We start from the raw sequence: 19,498 nt of genomic DNA on the forward strand, positions 1-19,498 counted from the left end.
AACTGATCCCTTGTTCGGATCATCGGTCACCGCTGTGGATCACGGGCTGGTCGGGCCGGGGGGGGGGCGGCACCGTGCGCAGCGCCCGCAGCACCGCCCAGGCGACCGAGACCAGCGGGACCGCCACGACGGCGCCGATCACCCCCGCGACGATGCTCCCGGCGATGACCGACACGGCGACGACCAGCGGATGCAGCCGTACCGCCCAGCTCATCACCAGCGGATGCAGCACGTGCCCCTCCAACTGGCCGATCACCACGATCAGCGCCAGTACGGCCACGGCCGTGAGCGGTCCGCGCCCGGCCAGGGCGACGATCGTGGCGACGCCGAGCGCCACCGGCGAGCCCACCAGCGGCACGAACGCGGCGAAGAACTCCAGCAGGGTCAGCGGCAGTGCCAGCGGCACCCGCAGGACGAGCAGCGCGATGCCGACGAGCACGGCGTTGGTCGCGGCCACGATGATGATGCCGCGCGTGTATCCGGCGAAGGCCCGCCAGGCGGCCCGCCCCACCCGGTCCCAGGCCGGGCCGGCGCCGCTCGGCAGCAGCTCGTCGCGCATCCAGCCCCACAGGTGCTCGCCGGAGTGGATGAAGAACACCGAGGCGAACAGCGCGAGCGCGCCCCCGGTGACCACCTCGACCGCCCGGCTCAGCCCGCTGACGGCATTGCTGAGCAGGCTCGACCGGTGCGCGGAGATGTAGTGCGTCACCTGGCTCTGCAGGTCGGAGAGCCGGCCGGGACTCAGCCGGAACGGCGGCCTTCGCAACCACTCCTCGATACGGTGCACACCGCCCCGGAACTCGCCCGCCAGCCGGGACGACTCGCCCGCCACCGCGTTGCCCACCAGGGCGAGCAGCGCCAGCAGGAGCAGCAGACTGCCCACCAGGGCGATGGCGACGCACAGCGGGCGCGGCAGCACCCGGTCGAGCAGATCGGTCAGCGGGCGCAGGACGGCCGTCACGATCAGTGCGAGGAAGAGGGCCACGGCGATGAGCTCGAAGCTGCCGAGGATGCTGAAGACGCCGTAGACGACGATGCCGACGAGGATGAGCCGCCAGGCGTAGGCCGCCGCGACCCGCAGCCACGGCACCGTCCGCTCGGCCGCCGACACCGGGTCGGGGCGCGTGGTGGACGGAAGCCGTACAGAGTACGCCGGCCGGCTGCCCGGGGCACTTCCCGTCCGGCGCCGCCCGCCCGCTCCCGCCGCCCGCCGACGCGCATCGCCCACCACCGCTCACGGCTCCTCTCCGGCACACCGGCTGACGGTCGGTCACATCTAGAGAACCGTAAGCGCACGGTGCGGTAGGGCCCGGACAACGCGCCCGCGCGTGCCCAGGGGCGGTGCTGGCCGGCCGTGAGTTCCGTCGACGTCGGTCCTCCGGAGTGTCGCGAGGGCGACGGGCCCCACAACTCGGCACCAGCTCTTTGCCCATTCATCTTTTGACGTCATCGAGAGATTCCAGGAACGTCACCGTCTCCCCGAGTGGCGCCCGGCCGATGCGGGCGTACGGCGCCGACGGGTCCTCGTGCCCGATCGACAGGCCCGCGAACAGGACCAGGTTCTCCGGGGGCGACACGATCTGCGCGACCGTACGGTGGTACACGGACCACGCCGTCTGCGCGCAGCTGTGCAGCCCTTCGGCGCGCAGCAGCAGCATCACCGTCTGCAGATACATCCCGAGGTCGGCCCATTGCGCCGATCCCATGTCGCGGTCGATGTAGCAGAGCAGGAGGCAGGGGGCGCCGAAGCAGTGCCAGTTCGCGGTGACGGCCGTCCGGCGGGCCTCCGTGTCCTCGCGCCGGATCCCGAGCGCACCGAAGCGCTGGGCGGCCGCCGCCGACCGGCGCTCCCGGTAGGGGGACTTGGGCTCCGGCGGATACATCCGGTACGCGCGCTCGTCGCCCGGATCACCGGTCGCGGCCCGCTCGGCGGTGAGCTTCTTCAGCTCGGCCAGCGGGGCGCCGGTCAGCACATGGACGCGCCAGGGCTGGAGGTTGCCGCCGGAGGGAGAGCGCGCCGCACCGGCCAGGACCCGGTGCAGCACCGCGCGCGGGACCGGCACGTCCGTGAAGGCGCGCACCGCCCGCCGGCTCGCCACCGCCTCGTACACATCCACCCGTATGACCTCCTGGCCCACTGCGTCCACTGCCTTCCCCGCGCTGACGGACGCCGGGCGACGGATGTGACCGGCAGCCCGGGCTGGCGGCCAGCCGGTCCATCCGGGCGAAACATTCGGAGCTTGGATGGATGAATTCGATCAATCCGTTGCGACTTTTGAATCACGCCTGGAGAGGCTTACCTACTCATAGGGATCCACCAGTGAATATGAGGATTGGCGAGCGAAATTCCGAATCCGAATGTTTCGAAATATCTACCGAAACTATTGACAGTGAGCAGAAGTGGCCCAACACTCCCCACCAAGTCACACCCGCACCAGGCCATACGAGGAGGAGCCACGACATGAACGCGTTCGACCACGTGCTGAGCCGCCGGAACGCGGGCGCCCTGCTGCTGGGCGCCGCAGCCGGGCTGGCGCTGCCCGGCACCGCGCGCGCCGCCACGGTCATCACCACGAACCAGACCGGCACCGACAACGGCTACTACTACTCGTTCTGGACCGACGCCCAGGGCACGGTCTCCATGACCCTGGGCTCCGGCGGCAACTACAGCACCAGCTGGAGCAACACCGGCAACTTCGTCGCCGGCAAGGGCTGGAGCACCGGCGCCCGCAGGAACGTGACCTACTCGGGCAGCTTCAACCCGTCCGGCAACGGCTATCTGTCGCTGTACGGCTGGACGTCCGACCCGCTCGTCGAGTACTACATCGTCGACAACTGGGGCACCTACCGGCCCACGGGCACGTACAAGGGCAGTGTCACCAGCGACGGCGGCACCTACGACATCTACGAGACGACGCGGTACAACGCCCCGTCCGTCGAGGGCACCAAGACCTTCAACCAGTACTGGAGCGTACGGCAGTCGAAGCGGACGGGCGGCACCATCACCACCGGCAACCACTTCGACGCCTGGGCCCGCGCCGGGCTGAACCTCGGCAGCTTCAGCTACTACATGATCCTCGCCACCGAGGGCTACCAGAGCAGCGGCAACTCCACCATCACGGTGACGTCGTGAGGGCCGCGCGGCGCTCGCCGCCGGCGCGCTCACCGTCGGCGCCGCCCCGTCCCACGCTGCCACCCGCACCGGCTACGCCGCGGCCCACCCCGCCCCAGGTCCGGGCCGAGGCCACCCGGGCACTGGCGAGCCGCGGTCTGTGCGCGGGCGTGATCTCTGCGCAGACGGGCCACGCCGTCGCCCCCACGGGCTGAACCGGCCCGTGCTCCCGTCGGTAGGGCTGTTCGCCCGCCGTGCCGACGGGTTTCCCGCGCTCCCGTCACCTCCGGTGCTTCGCGCGCGCCGTCCCCAGTGCTTCGACCGCCGCCTTCCCCGCCCCCGTCCACATGGGATGGTGGTCCAGGTCCGCCCAGGCATCCGCACGAGAGGAACCGCACATGTTCGACGCCCTGAAGAACCTCAAGGAGCAGGCCGAGGACATCGCCGAGGCGCACGGCGACAAGATCGCCGACGGGCTGGAGAGGGTCGGTGACTTCGTCGACGACCGGACCGGGGGCAAGCACAGCGACACGATCGACACGGCCGTCGACAAGGCGCAGGACCTCGTCGAGAAGCTCGGCGAGAACGGCCACGAGCACTGACGCCCGGTCCCTGACCCGCTCACGCGGAGCGCGCGAGGTCCAGGCAGCAGCGCACGAAGTCCCGTACGACCGGATTGCGGTCGTCGGCCGGTGCCCAGGCCACACCCACCCGCGTCGGACTCACTCCCGTCACCGGCCGGTAGACCACGCCGGGGCGGGCGTAGAAGCGCGCGGCGGACTCGGGCGCGAGGGCGATGCCGTAGCCGCTGGCGATGGCGCTCAGCCAGTCGTCGGGCTGCTCGGTGACCGCGCCGACGCGGACCGGGTGGCCCTCTCGCTCGTCGGCGGCCAGCCAGTGGTCACGCCACGCCCCGGTCTCCTGCGGCGCGGCGACGAACGGCTCGTCCCACAGCTCGTGGAAGGCGATCTCGGCACGCCCCGCGAGCGGATGCCCGCTCGGTAGCGCCACCCAACGCGCCTCGCTGAACAGCACCTCCACCCGCAGATCGGCCTGGCCCGGGAACGGCAGCCGGAGCAGCGCCGCGTCCGCCTCGCCGTCGGCCAGACCCGCGCTCGGGTTCGTCCAGGCCGCCTGCCGGAGCTCGGCGCGCCAGCCGGGCCGCCGCCGGGCGAACTCGGCCACGATGTCCTGCGTCGCCTCGTTGGCCGCGCTCGCCACGAAGCCCACGCGCAGCACCCGCGCGGCCCGTCGGCCGGTGGCCTTCGTGGCCCGCAGGGCGTCGTCCCAGGAGGCGAGCAACTGCGGGGTCCGGCGCGCGAGTTCACGGCCTGCCTCGGTCAGTGCCATCCCGGTGCGCGAGCGGTCGAAGAGCCGTACCCCGAGCTGCTTCTCCAGCTGACGGATCTGCTTGGTCAGGGCCGGCTGGGACACGAACACGCGCTCGGCGGCACGGGTGAGACTGCCGTCCTCGGCGACGGCGAGGAACGAACGCAGCAGACGCGTGTCGACATCCATTCCTTCAGGTTATAGACGCCGGTATTGGACGGCACCGCGGCCTTCCGTCGAGGCTGGAGCCATGGAAATCGCCTATCTGACCGTCACCTGCGCGGCCGTCATGGCCAACGCGGGCATCGCGGCGGCCGACTTCGCGAAGGCGCCGTTCGTGCTCGCCAACTCGGCCGAGGTCGGCGTACCGCGCACCTGGATCCCGCTGCTGGCGCTGCTCAAGGCGGCCGGAGCGGCCGGGCTGGTCCTCGGACTGCTCGGCGTACGCCCGCTGGGGATCGCGGCCGGTCTCGGACTGGTGCTGTTCTACGTCGGCGCGGTGACCGCCCACGTACGGGCGCGGGCGCTGCGCAACCTCGTCTTCCCCGTTCTCTTCCTCGCGCTGGCGGCGGGCGCGCTGGCCCTGGCGGTGGCCCGCTGACCAGCGAGGTCACGGCAGCCGCTCCAGGGCCACCAGGGCCGCGTCGTCACCGAGGTCGTCGCGGACGTGGTGCAGGAGGTCACGGCGCAGGCCGGCCACCATCGCCTCCAGCGGCCGGCCCGTGTGGGCGCGTACCTGGGTGGCCAGATCGTGGAAGCGGCCGCGGCGGTCGCGGGCCTCGATGAAGCCGTCGGTGTACAGCACGAGACGGTCGCCGGGGCCGAACGGCACGGTCTGGGCGGCGGGCTGTGCCGCCAGCAGATCGCCGAGCCCGAGCGGCGCGCCGGGATGCTCGGGCTCGCAGGGGCGCACCTCGCCCGCGTGGACGAGGTACGGCTCGGGGTGGCCGCAGTGCACGATCCGGGCCACGGGCTCCTCGGGCGGAAACTCCACCAGCAGCGCCGTCGCGAACCGCTCCGTGAACAGGTGGCCCGTATCCCGGCCGACGGGCTCTTCCGGGTCGGGTGCGCCGTCCAGTGCGGCGATGTGCCGGCGGGCGCGGGCGTCCAGCTGCTCCGCCGCCTTCGTCAACGACGGCTCCCGGTAGGCCAGTTCACGAAACGCGCTGAGCAGGGTAGCGGTGGCGCCGACGGCCGGCAGTCCCTTGCCCCGTACGTCACCGATCAGGACCCGGGTGCCGTACGGCGTGCGCAGCGCCTCGTAGAAGTCGCCGCCGATCCGTGCCTCCGACTCGGCCGGCAGGTACACACCGGACAGGGCGAGCGAGTCGATCCGGCGCGGGAGCGGATGCATGAGGGCGCGCTGCGCGGTCTCGGCGACGCAGCGGATCTGGCGGAGCTGCCGCTCCCGGCGCTGCCACAGGGAGCACGCGGCCAGCGAGGTGAGTCCGACCACGAACAGGCCGGCGAGCGTGACGTTCGCGTCCGGCTGCCCATAGCTCCCGGCCTCCCACTGGAGCAGCAGCGTGCTCACGAGCACGGCGCAGGCCAGCACCGCCGTGCCCCACCAGGGGAGCAGGACGGCGGCCAGCACCGGGACGGCGGCCAGGACGGGCGCGACGTGCAGCCAGTCCGGGGTGAGCAGATCGGTGCCGACGACCACCGCCGTCAGCAGTACGGGAGCCGAGGCGAGGAACGCGCGCGAGCGGATCCGGCGGCGCCACGGTGCCGCGGGTTCCCGGTGCCGGCGCGGTACGGCGGACGAGGCGGACGTGTCCTGGAGGTCGGTGGGGTGCGAGGTCATCGTCTCGGGGTGGGCCGTAGCGGGTCGAGGATCCGGTGGGATCGGGCGGACGGGGCGGGCGTCGGCTCCGACAGGCAGGTCAGGGCCGATTCCAGGGGCCGCAGGAGACGCTGGTCCGTGGCGGCGCCGGGCGGCGGTTCACAGCCGGGGGCGCCGAGCCGGGCGACGGCGTGCCGGGCGGCGGGCAGCGCGGGGTGCGGCCGGCCGCCCCGGCAGGAGTAGGCGCACAGGGCCGTCGTACGCAGCAGACGCGCGTACGGCCGTGCGAAGGCGGGGCCGGAGTCGTCGGCCGCGCCCGAGTCCGCCTCGAGGAGGCGGCCCGTCGCCGTCACCTGCCCGGCGACACCGGTCAGTGTGCGCAACACCCGGTGATCCAGGTGCCCGCGCCGGCGTCGGCGCCGGGCGGTCGGTCTGGGGTTCCAGCGCGTGCTCTCGTTCGCCTCGTCCACGGCGGTGCGGGCCCGGGCGAGAGCCGTGTCGAGGTCGTCCTCCCAGGCCGGTCCGAGTACGTTCCGTGGCCGCTCGTGCCGGACGACCGCGTCGGCCAGGCCGTCGAGGTGCCGGGCGACCAGCAGCCGCAGGTCCTCCAGCGCCCGCTCGGCGGGCCGCGCGCGTACGGCGGGGAAGAGCAGCGCGCTGCACGCCAGGCCGAAGGCGATGCCCAGCACGATCTCCGCGAGGTGGGTGCCCAGCTCGCTGGGGTGGCGGCCCCGGACCAGGGCGAACGTGATCAGGGCGGTGGTCGGGACGTGCAGTCCGTGGTGGCCGAGGAATCCGTGCCGGGCCAGCAGCACGGAGACGAAGACGACGAGCGCCAGTCCGGCCATGCCGGGCTCGGTGTACAGCGCGCCGGGTATGGCGACGAGGACGCCGAGCAGGCATCCGGCGGCGTAACGCGTGGCGGCGCCGATCGTCGCCACCACCGTCGACTCGACGACCAGAAGGGCCGCGATGGCGCCCGCGTAGGGGTCGGAGACGTGCAGGAGCAGTACGCAGGTCTGCCAGGTCAGCCCGGCCGCCACGGTCGCCCGCGCGGCCTCGGCGCAGCCGGCCCGGCGGAGCCGGGACAGGAGAGCGGAGCGCTGAGCGCTGTGCACGCTGTGCATGTCGGGTCCGTGTCCTTTCCGCTGCGGTCGGGCCGCCCAGGATAATCGGACAAACGGGGCATGTGGCAAATAAGGATTGTGTAGGCGCGGCCGTTCAAGTCTCAACAGAACGGCCGCTGTTCGTACCCCTGTCAGGTCGCTGTCAAGGCCCGTGAACTGCCGGTCCGCAGCCGTGGGGGCGCTGCCGGTGGGGGACGGTCATGTCCGAGGTTCCGTACGGTTCGTATGGTCCGGGTGGGTAGAGCGCGTCGAGCGGGTCGAGCCAGGGGTTCGGAATGCCGCCACTGCCGCCCGTGCCGTCGACGGAGAAGGCCGTGCGCGGCGGCGGTCCCTGCGCCGCCGTGGAGCGGCTGCGCGGCCTGGGCACCCGCATCGGCGGCCTGTCGAAGTCGTCGGGCGACGCGGACGGCAGCCTGGCCAGGACCGCCGGTCGCGCCGGGCGCAGCGGGAACGCGGGGGAGTACGCCTGCGGAGCCGCCCCCTATAAGGACGGGGACTCCAACGATGCCCAGAAGAGCCGTGCGACGACAGCGGCAGGAGCCACCCGCGGCGCACCCTCGGCCTCCCGGTGGGCACCACATACTTCGTGCACAGCCCCAACGGCGCCGGTACCGCCACCCTTGCCTCGGACATGGCCGAGCTCCGGTCCGGCTGCCTCTGCACGGAGTGCGCCCACACCAGGCAGGCCCTGGGCTCCCGTTACCGACAGCAGCCCATACGCCGCAGACTTGTCTGGTCAAGTTTGGTCGTGGTTCTTCCGCCCGACAGCACGGACCACTACTCATGTCCCGTTCGTTGCGCACACTCAGGCCGTGAGGCCTTCGCTCTTCACGGCACCCTCACCAACGGGACGAGGTACCACTCATGCGATTGCGCTGGAGATCCCTCGGCGGGCTGCTCGCCCTCCTCGGCGCACTGCTCGTCTCCGCGCCCGCGCCTGCCCAGGCGGCCGGGAGCAGCGGCAACCTCATCGTCAACGGCGATGCGGAGAGCGGAGGTTACTGCACCGGTGACTGGTCGGCCGCCACCACGGTGCCCGGCTGGACCACCGAGGCCGGCGGTCCGAACGTCATGTGCCACAGCGTCGCCTCCATCGGCCTGCCCGGCGACGGCCAGGCGCCCGGAAAGGCCTTCTTCGGGCCGGGCAACTTCGGCGACGGGGCGATGACCCAGACCGTCGGCGTCTCCTCGGCCGCATCGGCCATCGACGCGGGCGCGGTGCACTACAACCTCGCGGGCTGGCTCGGCGGCTGGACCACCTACGGCGGCTACGTCGCGGTCAGCCTGCACTTCCACGACGGCAGCGGCCACCCGGTCGGCGCCACCGCCAAGCTGCCGGCCGTCTCCGCCTCCGACCGGGGCCTCGCCACCAAGTTCCTGGCGCGCACGGCCACTGGCGCGGTCCCCGCCGGCACCCGGTCCATCCAGGTCGAGGTGCAGTTCCTGTCCACGTCCAACGAGACCGGCTACCTCGACAACCTCTCCCTCACCCTGGACACCCCGGTCGCGGCACCGGCGCCGCTCGCGCCGCCGGTCTCCAAGGTCCCCGGCTACGACCACGTGTTCATGGTCATGATGGAGAACACGGACTACTCCGAGGTCATGAACGACCCGGCGGACACCCCGTACATGCACAGCCTCATGGCCCAGGGCGCCACCCTCACCGACCACCACGCCGTCTACCACCCGAGCGACGAGAACTACCTCGCCATCGCCGGCGGCGACACCTACGCCAAGGGCGCCACCTACTTCCCGAACATCAACTCGCCCGAGCGCAACCTCGGCGACACCATCGAGGCGGCCGGCAAGAGCTGGAAGGCCTATGAGCAGGGCATGGGCACGCCCTGCAACACCAAGAACAACAACGACAGTTACTACGAGCCCGACGACGCGCCCTTCATCAACTACACCGACATCAGCGGCAACGCGTCGCGCTGTGCGGCCCACCTGTTCGACACCACGCAGCTGACCACCGACCTGAAGTCCGCGGCCACCACGCCGGACTTCTCCTGGATCGCCGCCGACGACTACTACGACGGCGAGGCCTCCGGCAACGGCAGCGCCACCAGCCTGAAGACCCAGGACGGCTGGCTGAAGCAGACCCTCGCCCCGGTCCTGTCCTCCCCGGCCTGGACGCAACAGCGCTCCTTGCTCATCCTGACCTGGGACGAGAGCCAGAACGAGGCCTACGACCACGTGGCCACCACGGTCGTCGGCTCCCAGGGCACCGTCCCGGCCGGCACCAGCAGCCCCGCCCACTACGACCACTACGGCATCGGCCGCACCGTCGAGGTCGCCCTCGGCCTGCCCGGCCTCACGGCCAACGACACCTACGCCACCCCGCTCAACGCCGCTTTCGCACCGTCCACCGCCGCGACGCCGACGCTCACCGGCGGCCTGAACGCGGTCGCGAACGGCGGCAACGTCACCTTCCGCTACGCGCTGCCGTCCGCCGACCAGGCGAACGCCAAGAACTGGATCGGCATCTACCCGGCGGGCGTCACCCCGGGCAAGCAGTCCTCGCTCACCTGGGCCTACGCCCCGAACGCCAGCGGCGCCCTGACGTTCTCGACCGGCAAACTGGGCGGTGCGGGGACGTACGACGTCTACTACCTCGCCGACGACGGCTACACGGCCCTGGCCGGGCCGTTCACCCTGACCGTCGGCTGACCGAGAACGGTGGCCACCGCCCGTGCGCAGCTCGCGGGCGGTGGCCACCGTTGTGTCGCCGGGGCGGTGGCCGGGTGGTTCACAGTCCCAGGGAGATGGCCACGCGGGTCAGCTCGGCCGTGTTGGTGATGTTGAACTTGGCCCGGATACGGCGCAGATAGGCGTCGACGGTGTGCGTGGACAGCCCCATGTGGCGTGCGGTCTGGAGGTAGGTCCGGCCGGCGGCGATGTGCCGCAGCGTCTCCCTCTCGCGCGGCGCCAGCGCGGGCGAGGAAGCGGGAGCGGGCACGTGAGCTTCGGAGTGCGGTACGGCGAGAATGGCACTCATGAGGCTGTCCTCCGGCGAGGTGTCTGACCGATTAGGGCGATTTGCCCCTGTTCCTCCACGCTGCGCGTCGTACGTCATGGTCCTGTCCGCCGCATGTCACAGGCGCGTCACGGGAACGGCGAGGCGGTTTGGACGGCGTCATGCGCGGGGCCCCTCGGCAGGAGGTTCCAGTGCCTCTGCGGCGAGACCGGCCCGGTGTGCGAAGAGGGCCGCCTGGACCCTGTTCTCCAGGCCCAGCCGGGTCAGGATCCGGTTGACCCGGCTCTTCACCGTCGCCTCGCTGAGGCCCAGGTCCGCCGCGATCCGCGCGTTCGACAGGCCGCGGGCGACCAGGACGAGCACCTGGATCTCACGCTCGGTGAGCATCCCGACGGCCGGTGCCGACGGGGGCGCGGCGGCCGTCGGCAGGAGCGCGGGCGGCAGCGCCGTGACGGCGTCGATGAGGCGCCGGGTGACGGTCGGGGCGAGGACGGGCTCGCCGTCGGCCGCGGCGCGGATGGCCTCGGCGAGCTGCTCGGGCCTGCTGTTCTTCAGCAGGAAGCCGACGGCCCCGGCGCGCAGGGCCGCGTGCACGTACTCGTCCAGGTCGAAGGTCGTCAGCACCAGCACACGCGGTACCGGCCCCGGACCCGGCCACTCCCGGACGATCCGCCGGGTCGCCTCGACGCCGGTCGTACCGGGCATCCGCACGTCCATCAGCACCACGTCCGGGCAGAGGGCCACGGCCCGGTCGACGGCCTGCTCGCCGTCGGCGGCCTCCCCGACGACCGACAGACCCTCACGGCGGTCGATGACGAGACGCAGGGCGGTCCGCACGATCTCCTGGTCGTCCACCACCAGCACACGTACGGTCATCGGTTCACCCGCGCAGGACGAGGTGCCGCCGACAGGACGGCGTACAGCCGCCAGCCGCCGTCCGGACGCGGCCCGGCGGACAGTTCGCCGTCGAAGGCCGCCACGCGCTCCCGCATCCCGACGAGCCCGCGTCCGGCGCCGGACACCGGCCGGTGGCCCGGGCCCGGCGGGTCGTTCTCGACCTCGATCGTGAGCCGGGCCTCGTCACCGCGCACGGCGACCCGCACGGCCACCGGACCGGCGTGCTTGACCGCGTTCGTCAGCGCCTCCTGTACGACCCGGTAGGCCGAGACCTGCATCCCGGCGGACGGCGCCGTCCGCCCCGCCACCTCGACGGCACAGGTGACCCGGCACCCGGCCGAGGTCGCGACGGCGACGAGCAGATCGAGACGGTCGAGCGACGGCTCGGGCGCGAGCTCGCGTTCGTCGAAGGACAGCAGCCCGAGCAGCCGCCGCATCTCGGTGAGCGCCGTGTCGGCGGTCCGAGCGATCACCCCGACGCCCTGCGCCGCCTCGTCCGGCCGCAGCGGGCCGCAGGTGAGCACGTCCTCGGCGGCCCGCGCCTGCAGGGCGATGGCGCTGACGTGGTGGGCCACGACGTCGTGCAGATCGCGGGCGATACGGGCACGCTCGGTGAGCACGGCCTGGCGTGCGTTGAGCTCCCGTTCGGCCGCGAGCCGCCGGTTGAGCTCGCGCAGCCGGGCCGCGTCGGCGTCGATCCGTCGCCGCCCGTACCCCAGCAGCCAGGCCAGGGCGAAGAAGAACACGAACGTCGTGACGCTGATCGGCTCCAGGGAACCGAGCCGAGGCGGTTCCCAGTGCCCGGTCAGCGCGTCCGTGACGGCGGTAGCGACGAGGGTGAGCAGGGTGAGTGCCCCACTCACCGCGGCGGGGGCGCGGCGGGCCAGCGCATAGACGCCGAGCATCAGCAGGAACGGCCCCGGCACCTTCGTCGGAATCGGGCCGAGCGCCTGGAAGAGGGCGTACAGGCCGGTCATCGTGACGAGCACGGCACGGGGCGCGGTCCGCCGCCACAGCAGCGGCACGGTCTGCGTGCCCCACAAAGCCACCCCCCAGGCGGGCGGCGCGGGCGTTCGGTCCAGCACGGTGGCCATGTCGAACAGGGTGAGTGCGCCGACCCACACGGCGTCCGTCAGACGCGGTCGGTCGGCGAGCCACCGCTGTGCGGCTCGGGGCAGGGCGTTCACCTGGGTGCTCATCTCGGTCGGTCAGGCTAGACGACGCGCGGACGGCGCGGATCCTCCGCCGGGCGGGCATCGAAAGGTGCGTCACCGCTCCCCGGGATCGGCACCGGGCCCGAGGCGCTGCCGGGGTGTGCCGCCCTAGCGTCCCGGACATGACGAACACAGCCGTACAGCCCCCGCCCCAGCCGACGACCGGCCGGCCCCCGCTGCGGACGCGCTCCCGCGCCCACGCCTGGCCGCTCCTGCCGCTCGGCACCGCCACGATGCTCTTCGCGGTCGGCGGCCGGTGGGACATCGCGGCCGCCGCCTGGATCTTCCCTGTCCTGCTGCTGCGCTTCACCCGGCTGAGCCGCGTCTGGTCCGGAGCGCTGTGGATCTGGGCCGCGCACCTCGCGGCGGCCGTCTTCTGGGTCCAGGAGTCGGCGATCGGCTTCAACCCCGTGGTGTTCGCCGGAGCCCTCGCCCTGGCCGCCCTGCAGACGCTGCCGTTCCTCGCGGACCGACTGCTGACGGCCCGTCTGCGCCCGGCACCGGCGGCCCTGGTCTTCCCGGCCGCCGTCGCCGCCGTCGAGTTCCTGATCACCCTGGTCTCCCCGTTCGGCACGGCGTACGGCTCCCTGGCCGTGACCCAGCACGCGGACCTGCCGCTCCTCCAGGTCATCGCGGTCACCGGCCCCTGGGGCATCGGTTTCCTCATCGCCTACGCGGCGAGCACGGTCAACGGCCTCTGGGAACGTGCGTCCTGGCGCGGCGCCCTCGTCTGTACGGCCGTCCTGCTGAGCGTCCTGCTCGCCGGCGGCGCCCGGCTGGCCTTCTTCCCGCCCCAGAGCACCACGGTACGGATCGCCGGAGTCACTCCCGCCCGCACCGTCACCGACACGCTCAAGACCACGCTCGCCCGGTTCGCCGACGGCCCCGCAGGCGTCGCCGCCGCCCCCGCCGCCGAAGTGCGGCCCGCGATGACGGCCGTCGAGGACGATCTGCTCGCGGCCACCCGCCGCGAGGCCGCCGCCGGCGCCAAGATCGTGATCTGGCCCGAGGAAGCCGTCCGGACCCGCGAGCCCGACGAGGCCGCCGCCATCGCGGCGGCGCGGCAGGAGGCCCGCCGCTCGCACGTCTACCTGGAGATCGGCGTCCGCGTCTACAGCGCCGCCCCGCCCGCCTACGGCCGCGACGAGGCACTCCTCATCGACCCGCGCGGCACAGTGCTGTGGACCTACCAGAAGGCCCACCCCATCCCCGGATCCGAGCGCTTCACACCGGGCGACGGCCACGTGCCCGTCGTCCGCACCCCGTACGGCCGCCTGGCCAACGTCATCTGCTACGACGCCGACTTCCCGGCCCTCATGCGCACCCGGGCCGACATCATGCTCGTCCCCTCACACGACTGGAAGGAGTACGGCGCCGCCCACACCGACAAGGCGGGCCTGCGCGCCATCGAGGGCGGCTACGCCCTGATCCGCCAGGACGCGGAGGGAGTCTCGGCCGCCTACGACGACGAGGGGCACGTCCTCGCCACCTCGGACTACTTCACGACCGACCGGCAGACCATGGTGGCCGATGTCCCCGTGCACGGCGTCACGACGGTCTACGACCGCATCGGGGACACCTTCGCCTGGCTCTGTCTGGCCGCGCTCGCGGCGCTCACCGGCACGGCCGTCGTCCGGCCCAGGCGCCCGGCGGGGCGCTGAGGGCTATGCGACGGCCTGGCGTGCCGTCTCCTCCACCAGGGAGACGCCCTCGCTCATGGAGGCGCTGCCGTTCGACAGGACCACGACGAGGTACCGGTGCCCCTTCACGGTGACCTGTCCGACGCTGTTGACGTCCCAGAGGCCGGAGGTGGTGCGCTGGAGCCAGCCGTTCTTCAGCGCCTTCGCGGAGCCGGAGCCGTCGGCCGCCGAGACGCCCCAGCTCTGCTCGGGTACGACCTGGCCCATGAGCGTGCCGATGTAGGCCCGCGACTGTGCGTTCAAAGGCGTGGCGCCGGCCGTCGTACCGCTGTCGAACACGGCTCGGAGCAGCCGGATCTGGTCGCTCGCGGTCGTCCGCGTCAGGCCCCACCGGGAGCCGGGTCCGCCGGTCGTGGAGGTCAGGCCCAGCCGCTTGTTGGCCGCGGCCAGCCCGTCGGACTGCCCGATCTCCCGCCACAGCGCGTCGGCCGCCGCGTTGTCGCTGCGCTGGATCATCGGCTCGGCATGGCCGCGCTCCGCCGCGGTGAGCTGCCGTCCCGCGTCCTGCGCCTGGAGCAGCAGCGTCGCGAGGATGTCGACCTTGACGATGCTGGCGGTGTCGTACGCGGCGTCCTCGCCGTGCACCACGGGAGTGCGGCCGGCACCGTCCAGGTCGAGCACGGCGGCCGTGACGTGCGAGGACGTGCCGGTGGACGGGGTGGCCGCGGCCGCCGGGGCCGGATGCAGGGTGCCGGCGGTCAGCAGCGCCGCGGCGCAGGCCAGGAGGAGACCGGTCCGGGTGCGGGCGGTGGGGGAGGGGAGCGCGGTGAGGGACAGCATGGCGTCGAACGTAGGCAAAACGGGCGTGAGGCGACATGGTGGTCGTCACTTTTGCTCCGTTTGACGGCGGATTGTGAGAAGAGCCACCGAAGCCCCCAAGGGGCGGAATGCGCCGTACGGGTTGGCCGCGCGACGGCGTGTACGCGCGGTCGGGCGGCGCCTCTCACCTATCGTCGGCCGGACACCGACATCCGGAGTGATAATGGAAAAAACGGATGAATTGGTTGGTGTGGCCGAAGGTGTGGCGGTCGTCCCCGCCGTTCCGCCCGCGCGCCGCATCCGGCCGTGGCCGCACGGCGCGGCCCTCGCGGTCGCGGCCGCAGCCGCGGCCGTGCTCGTCCTCGCCGGCACCGCGTGGCTGAACCAGCCTGCCGTCCAGGCCTGGCGCACCGTCTGCCTCGCCATCACCGTCCAGGCACTCCCCTTCCTGCTCCTCGGCACCACCCTGTCCGGCGCCATCAACGCCTTCGTGCCGGCCGAACTGTTCACCAGGATCCTGCCGAAGCGGCCCGCCCTCGCCGTGCCGGTGGCGGGTGTCGCGGGCGCGGTGCTGCCGGGCTGCGAGTGCGCCTCCGTCCCTGTCGCCAACAGCCTGATCCGCCGGGGTGTCACCCCGGCCGCCGCCTTCGCCTTCCTGCTCTCCGCGCCGGCCATCAACCCCGTCGTGCTGACCGCCACCGCCGTCGCCTTCCCCGGCAACCCCGCGATGGTCGCCGCCCGGCTGGTCGCGTCGCTCGCCACCGCCGCCGTCATGGGCTGGCTGTGGCTCTGGCTGGGCAGGGAGAAGTGGCTGCGGCCCATGCTGCGGCACGGGCACACCGGTCACCGGCACGGCCACGGCCGCTGGAACGAGTTCCGGCTCGGCTTCCAGCACGACTTCCTGCACGCGGGCGGTTTCCTGGTGCTCGGCGCCATGGCCGCCGCCACCTTCAACGTCGCGATGCCGCGCTCCGTCCTCGACACCTTCGCCGGCTCGCCCTGGCTGTCGGTGCTCTTCCTGGCCGGGCTCGCCGTACTGCTGGCGGTCTGTTCGGAGGCGGACGCGTTCGTCGCCGCCTCGCTGGCCGGGTTCTCGCCGACCGCCCGGCTCGCGTTCATGGTGGTCGGCCCGATGGTCGACCTGAAGCTGATCGCCCTGCAGGCGGGTACCTTCGGCCGCGCCTTCGCCTGGCGGTTCTGCACGGCCACCACCGCCGTGGCGGTCGCCGCGAGCGCCCTGATCGGGGGCGCGCTGCTGTGAGACGCCCGGTACAGACCCTGCTCCTGACCCTGACCGGCATCGGCCTGCTCCACACGGCCCTGTTCACGGACATCTACCTGCGCTACGTCAAGGCCGGCCTGCGCCCGCCGCTGATCGTCTCCGGGGCGGTCCTGCTGCTGCTCGGCCTGGCGTCGGCGGCCATGCGGGACGCACGGCACCACACGCGCGACGGCGACCACGTCCCTGATCCCGGCCACGACCACGGCCATGACCACTCCGGCGCCCCGCGCATCGCCTGGCTGCTGTTCCTCCCGGCGCTCAGCCTGCTCTGGTACGCCCCGCCCGCCCTCGGCGCGTACACCGCGGCACGCTCGAACACCGAGGCGGTGACCGTGCAGGAAGGATTCGCTCCGCTGCCTGCGACCTCACCCCTGCCGCTGACCCTCACGGACTTCACCAAGCGCGTCCAGCAGGACCGCAGCCTGGCCGTCAAAGGCCGCACCGTCCGGCTCACGGGCTTCGTCACCCCGGACGAGAACGACGACGGCTGGTACCTGACCCGCATCATCTTCACGTGCTGCGCCGCCGACTCACAGACCGTCAAGGTCCATGTGTACGGACCCGAGGCGCCCCCCGCCGACACCTGGCTCGCGGTGACCGGCACCTGGCACCCTCAGGGCACCCTCGGCACGAGAACCGCGCAGGCGGCGCTCGACGTCAAGGACGCCCGCCCCATGGCGCAGCCGGTGAACGCCTACACCGACGACCTGCCGCTCACGCCGTCCTAGCCGGGCGGCCTGCGTTCGTGCCGGCCCGGTCCGGCGAGCCGCCGCTCGTGCTGTCCGGGTCCGACGGCTTGCGTTCATGCGGTTCTGGTCCGACGACGTGCGCCCGCGCCCTGCGAGTCCGCCCCGCCGCCCTCCGCCGGCCCGTCGCCGGGAGTGCCGGCCGTGTCGCTGAGCAGCACGCCCGTGACCAGGTCGGGGCGGATGCGCACGGCGTGGTCCATGTCCTCGTGCGCCGCCCAGGGCTCCCACAGGGCGCGGACGCGGTCCAGTTCGCCGGGGTCGGTGGCGAGGTGGGCGCGACCGGTGACGACCACGCTCCAGCCGAGGTGTGTGTCCGGGTCGATCACGTCGGCTTCGTAGGCGACCACGACGCCCTTGTCGGCGCCCTGCCGCGCGTGCGAGGTGAGCGCCGCGCCCTCGTGGGTGCGGATGACGATGTCGCCGTCGTCGAGGACGTGGTTGACCGGGCGGACGGTGGGCAGGGCCTGGCGGGTGAAGACGATCCTCCCCAGGGACACGCTGCCCAGCAGCCGCAACGCCTCGACCCGGTCGAGGTCGATGCGCCGGTGGACGGGGACGGCATGGCAGACCATGGCCGGCCTCCTCGCGGGCTCCGGCGCCCCGTACGCGCGTCGGCACTTCGTGCGGAGCGGCACTCCTGACCCCACTGTGGCCCGTCCCCCAGGGCCCCTCCAGTGCCCTTCGGTCCTGCGCCGGGGGGCCGGACGTCCCGACCTGTGCGGACCGATCGCTGCCCCGCCCGCTCCGAGCTGCCGAGACGGTTTCCGCCCGGAGGACGCGGGCCCCCGAGGGGGTCCGGCACGAGAGACCGTCGCGGACCTCTTCGGCCCTCATGCCGCCGCGATCCGGATTGAGGTGCACGATGGAGTGGTGGCACTCGACGCCCGCCAGGCGCGGTGGAGAGGAGGCGGTGACGATGACCCGGACACCTCCCACGACAGTCCCCCGGGTACGCCTGTGGCGGTGGCGGCGCAATCCGCTGCGGCGGCACAGTGACGTGGTCGAGGCCTGGATCGTCCTCGCGACCTGGGTGCTCGCCGTCCTCTGCGGGGCCGTGGCCGGCCTCGCGGCCGCACACAACGCCGACTCCGCGTTCTCCGCCCGACGGGCCCATGTGCAGGCGGTGCACGCCGTGCTCACCGACGACGCGGCGCGGACCCCCACCTCCGGCACCGGCTACGACGACGGACGGGTCTGGGCCTCCGTGCGCTGGACGGACGCGCACGGCGTGGTGCACACCGACCGGGCGAAGATCGCCCCCGGCGCGGCCGCCGGCTCCCAGGTTACGGTCTGGACGAACAGCGCGGGCCGCATCGTGTCCCCGCCGGTGACCGGCGCCGCGGCGGACCTCCAGGCCGCCCTCACCGGCGCCCTCGTCGCCCCGTCGGCCGGCGCGGCGGTCTGGGTCGTGGGCTGGGGCATCCGTGCCCGGCTCATCCGGCGGCGCATGGCCGAGTGGGACGAGGAGTGGAAGCAGATCGGGCCCCGGTGGGGGAACTTCAGCGGCGGACGAGGCTGAACGCACGGCATCCTGCCTGCCCGGATATCGGCCCGCCCCGAGATCACCTGGCCCGGATGTCACCTGCCCGGTGACCGGCCTCGGCTGTCCGGGAAACGGGAGGGCGGGAAGGGCCACCCGCTTCTCGCGGATCCGGATTGCGCGGTGCACGGCTCCCAGCCGCTTCTCCGCGTCTGTCTCGGTCCTTCCCGCCACTACCAGCACACCACGGAATCCGTCCGCCCACCAGGGGCGGGCAAGGCCACCCGGAGGTCACCCGGGGATCACCCGAAAGGGTCGTTCCGCCGTCGCGCGGGCGCCCGGGCGCATGACCGGACCCGGGCCGGTGAGAACTCGGTCATGGAGAAACCGGCTCCGGGACACCCGCTCCCGTCCCCGCACACCCCGTCCGCACCCGACACCGTGTTCACAGCGGACTTCACCTCCGCCCGGCAATGGGTGACGGGCCGCTCCTGGGCGTATCCCGACGGCGGCCCGGTGAACCCGGGCGACGACAAACTGGACCACCTGGTGTCCGACGCCTCCTACTCCCGCTCCGGCGTCTTCAAGGCCACCCGGCGGCCGGACGGCGACTGGGACACGGGGCTGCTGACGACCGAGGGCAGCGAGGAGGCCTTCATGGTCCGGTGCGGGGATGTGCTGGAGGCCCGGGTACGGCTGCCCCGCGAGGTCGGGGCGTGGCCGGCGATCTGGACCTGGCGGGACGGTGATCAGGAGATCGACGTGTTCGAGTACCACCCGGACCATCCGGATCTCCTGGAGTTCGGCAACCACGTACGCGGCACCGGCGGCTACTTCCGCGACGACGCCATCGGTCCCGGAGCCTGGGTCCACCTGCGCACCGAGTTCGGCGCCCGCTCCGTCGTCTGGTCGGTGAACGGCACCCGGGCCTTCGCCGACGGCCGAGGCGTGGGACGCGACTGGCACGCCTGCCTCATCGTCAACCTCTCCGTGTCCGCGGGCCGTTACCACCCCGCCCCCGCTGCCGGGACAACGGAGATGACCTTCGAGGTGAGCGGCCTCGTCGTACGACGCCCACGGTGAGCCGGC

At 72.8% G+C, this 19,498-nt stretch carries 19 protein-coding genes; 9 read left to right on the plus strand and 10 right to left on the minus strand.

What is annotated here, in order from left to right; translation table 11 throughout:
- Positions 1–19: 19 nt before the first annotated feature.
- Together ADK64_RS14410 and ADK64_RS14415 are read right to left on the minus strand one after the other, a co-directional pair.
- Entirely contained in the window at positions 20–1,231 is a 1,212-nt protein-coding gene (locus ADK64_RS14410; RefSeq protein WP_053658843.1) for an AI-2E family transporter, read from the minus strand.
- A gap of 202 nt (positions 1,232–1,433) precedes the next feature.
- Complete coding sequence (locus tag ADK64_RS14415; protein WP_053658845.1) at positions 1,434–2,117, minus strand: nitroreductase; 684 nt, start codon at positions 2,115–2,117, stop codon at positions 1,434–1,436.
- A gap of 344 nt (positions 2,118–2,461) precedes the next feature.
- Between ADK64_RS14415 and ADK64_RS14420 the strand changes: the two genes are divergently transcribed.
- Positions 2,462–3,133: a glycoside hydrolase family 11 protein gene (locus ADK64_RS14420; protein ID WP_053658847.1), complete on the plus strand. Its 672-nt coding sequence runs from the start codon at positions 2,462–2,464 to the stop codon at positions 3,131–3,133.
- A 377-nt stretch (positions 3,134–3,510) separates the two neighbouring features.
- Positions 3,511–3,714, plus strand: a complete 204-nt coding sequence (locus ADK64_RS14425; protein WP_053658849.1) for an antitoxin — start codon at positions 3,511–3,513, stop codon at positions 3,712–3,714.
- A gap of 19 nt (positions 3,715–3,733) precedes the next feature.
- Here ADK64_RS14425 and ADK64_RS14430 read toward each other — a convergent pair whose 3' ends face one another.
- Positions 3,734–4,630, minus strand: a complete 897-nt coding sequence (locus ADK64_RS14430) for a LysR family transcriptional regulator (protein WP_053658851.1) — start codon at positions 4,628–4,630, stop codon at positions 3,734–3,736.
- A 61-nt stretch (positions 4,631–4,691) separates the two neighbouring features.
- Between ADK64_RS14430 and ADK64_RS14435 the strand changes: the two genes are divergently transcribed.
- A complete protein-coding gene (locus tag ADK64_RS14435) occupies positions 4,692–5,042 on the plus strand; it encodes a DoxX family protein (RefSeq protein WP_053658854.1) in 351 nt (116 codons plus the stop codon).
- A gap of 9 nt (positions 5,043–5,051) precedes the next feature.
- Here ADK64_RS14435 and ADK64_RS14440 read toward each other — a convergent pair whose 3' ends face one another.
- Complete coding sequence (locus ADK64_RS14440; RefSeq protein WP_053658856.1) at positions 5,052–6,245, minus strand: PP2C family protein-serine/threonine phosphatase; 1,194 nt, start codon at positions 6,243–6,245, stop codon at positions 5,052–5,054.
- Complete coding sequence (locus tag ADK64_RS14445; protein ID WP_053658858.1) at positions 6,242–7,351, minus strand: FUSC family protein; 1,110 nt, start codon at positions 7,349–7,351, stop codon at positions 6,242–6,244. The genes ADK64_RS14440 and ADK64_RS14445 overlap by 4 nt, the downstream gene beginning before the upstream one ends.
- Positions 7,352–8,215: 864 nt before the next feature.
- Here ADK64_RS14445 and ADK64_RS14450 point away from each other — a divergent pair.
- Complete coding sequence (locus ADK64_RS14450) at positions 8,216–10,021, plus strand: alkaline phosphatase family protein (protein WP_053658860.1); 1,806 nt, start codon at positions 8,216–8,218, stop codon at positions 10,019–10,021.
- A 79-nt stretch (positions 10,022–10,100) separates the two neighbouring features.
- Here the strand turns inward: ADK64_RS14450 and ADK64_RS14455 are convergent, their stop codons facing one another.
- The 3 genes from ADK64_RS14455 to ADK64_RS14465 all read right to left on the minus strand — a co-directional run bounded on the left by ADK64_RS14455 (position 10,101) and on the right by ADK64_RS14465 (position 12,424).
- Positions 10,101–10,349 carry a response regulator transcription factor gene (locus tag ADK64_RS14455; RefSeq protein WP_053658862.1) on the minus strand — a complete coding sequence of 83 codons (249 nt, stop codon included), beginning with the start codon at positions 10,347–10,349 and terminating at the stop codon, positions 10,101–10,103.
- Between the two features lie 138 nt (positions 10,350–10,487).
- Positions 10,488–11,204 (minus strand): response regulator, encoded by a 717-nt coding sequence (locus ADK64_RS14460; protein WP_053658864.1) that lies wholly within the window; start codon positions 11,202–11,204, stop codon positions 10,488–10,490.
- Complete coding sequence (locus tag ADK64_RS14465; RefSeq protein ID WP_053658867.1) at positions 11,201–12,424, minus strand: sensor histidine kinase; 1,224 nt, start codon at positions 12,422–12,424, stop codon at positions 11,201–11,203. The genes ADK64_RS14460 and ADK64_RS14465 overlap by 4 nt, the downstream gene beginning before the upstream one ends.
- A gap of 137 nt (positions 12,425–12,561) precedes the next feature.
- On the opposite strand from ADK64_RS14465, the gene ADK64_RS14470 reads away from it, so the two are divergent.
- A complete protein-coding gene (locus tag ADK64_RS14470) occupies positions 12,562–14,100 on the plus strand; it encodes a nitrilase-related carbon-nitrogen hydrolase (protein ID WP_078992646.1) in 1,539 nt (512 codons plus the stop codon).
- Between the two features lie 3 nt (positions 14,101–14,103).
- Here the strand turns inward: ADK64_RS14470 and ADK64_RS14475 are convergent, their stop codons facing one another.
- Entirely contained in the window at positions 14,104–14,919 is an 816-nt protein-coding gene (locus tag ADK64_RS14475; RefSeq protein WP_053658869.1) for a serine hydrolase, read from the minus strand.
- A gap of 202 nt (positions 14,920–15,121) precedes the next feature.
- Here ADK64_RS14475 and ADK64_RS14480 point away from each other — a divergent pair, with 202 nt between their 5' ends.
- Both ADK64_RS14480 and ADK64_RS14485 read left to right on the plus strand, forming a co-directional pair.
- Positions 15,122–16,159, plus strand: coding sequence for a permease (locus ADK64_RS14480; protein ID WP_199829609.1), 1,038 nt, complete (start codon positions 15,122–15,124; stop codon positions 16,157–16,159).
- Entirely contained in the window at positions 16,156–16,908 is a 753-nt protein-coding gene (locus tag ADK64_RS14485; protein ID WP_053658871.1) for a TIGR03943 family putative permease subunit, read from the plus strand. The genes ADK64_RS14480 and ADK64_RS14485 overlap by 4 nt, the downstream gene beginning before the upstream one ends.
- A gap of 74 nt (positions 16,909–16,982) precedes the next feature.
- On the opposite strand, the gene ADK64_RS14490 is transcribed toward ADK64_RS14485, so the two are convergent.
- A complete protein-coding gene (locus ADK64_RS14490; protein ID WP_078992647.1) occupies positions 16,983–17,501 on the minus strand; it encodes a pyridoxamine 5'-phosphate oxidase family protein in 519 nt (172 codons plus the stop codon).
- A 344-nt stretch (positions 17,502–17,845) separates the two neighbouring features.
- On the opposite strand from ADK64_RS14490, the gene ADK64_RS14495 reads away from it, so the two are divergent.
- Together ADK64_RS14495 and ADK64_RS14500 are read left to right on the plus strand one after the other, a co-directional pair.
- Positions 17,846–18,448, plus strand: coding sequence for a hypothetical protein (locus tag ADK64_RS14495; protein WP_053658873.1), 603 nt, complete (start codon positions 17,846–17,848; stop codon positions 18,446–18,448).
- Positions 18,449–18,787: 339 nt separating this feature from the next.
- On the plus strand, positions 18,788–19,492 hold the full coding sequence (locus ADK64_RS14500; protein ID WP_053658875.1) for a family 16 glycosylhydrolase: 705 nt from the start codon (positions 18,788–18,790) through the stop codon (positions 19,490–19,492).
- Positions 19,493–19,498 lie beyond the last annotated feature (6 nt).

The sequence above is a fragment of the Streptomyces sp. MMG1121 genome, from assembly GCF_001280015.1.
Lineage (GTDB): Bacteria > Actinomycetota > Actinomycetes > Streptomycetales > Streptomycetaceae > Streptomyces.

Bases quoted from the DNA above. Each gene is read 5' to 3' on its own strand.
- ADK64_RS14420 (WP_053658847.1), top strand. From the start codon at position 2,462: ATGAACGCGTTCGACCACGTGCTGAGCCGCCGGAACGCGGGCGCCCTG.
- ADK64_RS14425 (WP_053658849.1), top strand. From the start codon at position 3,511: ATGTTCGACGCCCTGAAGAACCTCAAGGAGCAGGCCGAGGACATCGCC.
- ADK64_RS14430 (WP_053658851.1), bottom strand. From the start codon at position 4,630: ATGGATGTCGACACGCGTCTGCTGCGTTCGTTCCTCGCCGTCGCCGAG.
- ADK64_RS14435 (WP_053658854.1), top strand. From the start codon at position 4,692: ATGGAAATCGCCTATCTGACCGTCACCTGCGCGGCCGTCATGGCCAAC.
- ADK64_RS14440 (WP_053658856.1), bottom strand. From the start codon at position 6,245: ATGACCTCGCACCCCACCGACCTCCAGGACACGTCCGCCTCGTCCGCC.
- ADK64_RS14445 (WP_053658858.1), bottom strand. From the start codon at position 7,351: ATGCACAGCGTGCACAGCGCTCAGCGCTCCGCTCTCCTGTCCCGGCTC.
- ADK64_RS14450 (WP_053658860.1), top strand. From the start codon at position 8,216: ATGCGATTGCGCTGGAGATCCCTCGGCGGGCTGCTCGCCCTCCTCGGC.
- ADK64_RS14455 (WP_053658862.1), bottom strand. From the start codon at position 10,349: ATGAGTGCCATTCTCGCCGTACCGCACTCCGAAGCTCACGTGCCCGCT.
- ADK64_RS14460 (WP_053658864.1), bottom strand. From the start codon at position 11,204: ATGACCGTACGTGTGCTGGTGGTGGACGACCAGGAGATCGTGCGGACC.
- ADK64_RS14465 (WP_053658867.1), bottom strand. From the start codon at position 12,424: ATGAGCACCCAGGTGAACGCCCTGCCCCGAGCCGCACAGCGGTGGCTC.
- ADK64_RS14470 (WP_078992646.1), top strand. From the start codon at position 12,562: ATGACGAACACAGCCGTACAGCCCCCGCCCCAGCCGACGACCGGCCGG.
- ADK64_RS14475 (WP_053658869.1), bottom strand. From the start codon at position 14,919: ATGCTGTCCCTCACCGCGCTCCCCTCCCCCACCGCCCGCACCCGGACC.
- ADK64_RS14480 (WP_199829609.1), top strand. From the start codon at position 15,122: ATGGAAAAAACGGATGAATTGGTTGGTGTGGCCGAAGGTGTGGCGGTC.
- ADK64_RS14490 (WP_078992647.1), bottom strand. From the start codon at position 17,501: ATGGTCTGCCATGCCGTCCCCGTCCACCGGCGCATCGACCTCGACCGG.
- ADK64_RS14495 (WP_053658873.1), top strand. From the start codon at position 17,846: ATGACCCGGACACCTCCCACGACAGTCCCCCGGGTACGCCTGTGGCGG.
- ADK64_RS14500 (WP_053658875.1), top strand. From the start codon at position 18,788: ATGGAGAAACCGGCTCCGGGACACCCGCTCCCGTCCCCGCACACCCCG.